1 protein-coding gene and 1 pseudogene are annotated in these 793 nt (G+C 43.4%); both read left to right on the top strand.

The genetic code is table 11. The features are described from left to right. A partial coding sequence (locus tag A3763_RS22010) for a hypothetical protein (protein ID WP_156495253.1) occupies window positions 1–386 on the top strand: 386 nt, incomplete at its 5' end. 52 nt (window positions 387–438) lie between these two features. Continuing rightward, window positions 439–793: pseudogene (locus A3763_RS22005) on the top strand (glutamate synthase small subunit); the annotation flags it as partial.

Here is a 793-nt window from a genome sequence, read left to right as displayed (position 1 = left end):
GCGCTTCAGCGGTTGTTGAAGGCGCAGGTGATCACTGCTGTGAATATATGACTGGCGGTTTGATTACTGTTCTAGGTCAAACAGGTTATAACTTTGGTGCTGGTATGACAGGTGGTTTTGCCTATGTGCTAGACCAGGAAAATACGTTTGTAGATAAATACAATCATGAGTTGGTAGAAATTCAAAGAGTTTCAACTGAACAAATGGAGCCTTATCGCAATCATTTGCGAGGCGTTATTAAGGAGCATGTTGCTGAGACATCTAGTAAGTGGGGGCAAGAGATCCTTGAGCACTTCGATGACTTCATTGCTAAGTTCTGGTTAGTTAAGCCGAAGGCGGCTAGCTTGGATAACTTGCTTAACAACATGCGTTCTCGCCCTGAGTAGTGTTTCGAATTATCGAATACTCTCATTGCGAATAAGGTTTAGAGGTTAGAATATGGCAAAGCGTTTAAATAACAACTTTCAGTTTGTTGATGTGGGTCGAGTTGACCCAAAGAAAATTCCAATGGAAGGTCGTACCGAAGATTTTGGTGAGATCTATCAGTCATTTGATCAGAATGACGCGACTGAACAGGCTCATCGATGTCTTGAGTGTGGTAACCCTTACTGTGAGTGGAAGTGCCCGGTACATAACTATATCCCGAACTGGCTAAAGCTGGTTTCAGAAGGGAATATTCTTGAAGCGGCTGAACTGTGTCACCAGACAAACTCTTTGCCTGAAGTGTGTGGTCGTGTTTGTCCTCAAGATCGATTGTGTGAAGGTGCTTGTACTCTTAATGCAGGTTTTGGTG

This window comes from Oleiphilus sp. HI0128 (genome assembly GCF_001635365.1).
Note: the sequence above shows the minus strand (reverse complement) of the source record. Positions and strands in the feature narration are given on the sequence as shown.